We start from the raw sequence: 1,028 nt of genomic DNA, 5'->3' as shown, positions 1-1,028 counted from the left end.
ATCCAAGTGATTTCGGATGCGCAAAAGAAATATGCTTTACCGGAATTTGATCTGATCATTTGTGATGAAGCACACCGTACCACTGGAGCTGTGTTAGGAACAGACAAGAGTGAATCTGAGTTTATCAAGGTTCATAATAATAGCCTTATTCGGGGAAAGAAACGTCTGTATATGACAGCAACACCTCGTATCTTTAGTGATAATGCCAAAAAACAAGCTAATGAGATTGATGCCGTTCTGGCTTCTATGGATGATGAAGAGCTTTATGGAAAAATCCTTTATTCTTATAGTTTCTCCCATGCTGTAAAAAATGGACTTTTAACGCCTTACAAGATTATCGTTTTAGGTGTTGATGAAGGAGAAATGAGTAAATCTATCCAGCATCTGATGACAGATGAGAATTATGAACTTATTCTTGATGATAGAACAAAGATCATGGGTTGTTATCAAGCTCTTACCAAAATGGATCTGAAAATTGATCTTGGAGATGATACAAGACCCATGCATCGGGCTTTGGCTTTTTGTAGAGATATTGATACTTCTGAACGCATATGTAGAACATTCAACGATGAAGAAGTTAAGAAAGATTTACGTAATCTTCATGAAAACCATAAAAATATTCCCCCTCTTAACTGTCAAGTAGATCATATTAATGGAAAATCTGGTGCCAAAAACCGTACGATAAAACTTGATTGGTTGAAAGAAGATGCGGGTGAGAATGTCTGCCGTATATTAACCAATGTACGCTGCCTTTCAGAAGGTGTTGATGTTCCTTCCCTTGATGCGGTTATGTTTTTACACCCGCGTAAAAGCCAAGTGGATGTGATACAAGCGGTAGGACGTGTGATGCGTCGTGCAAAAGGCAAAAAGATGGGCTATATCATTTTGCCGGTTGGTGTTCCTGCTGGTGTTTCACCAGAAGAGGCATTAAAAAACAATAAGAGATACAGTGTTGTCTGGCAAGTTCTCAATGCTTTGCTTGCCCATGATGAGAATTTTAGTAAAACCCTTAACCAGATGGTCTTAGG

1 protein-coding gene is annotated in these 1,028 nt (G+C 38.6%); it reads left to right on the top strand.

Translation table 11 applies throughout. The features are described from left to right. On the top strand, positions 1 to 1,028 hold a 1,028-nt coding region (locus ACFIO5_RS10645; protein ID WP_375705384.1), incomplete at both ends, for a helicase-related protein.

It is taken from the genome of Bartonella sp. AA86SXKL, from assembly GCF_042196885.1.
This window is presented reverse-complemented; position numbering and strand designations above follow the sequence as displayed.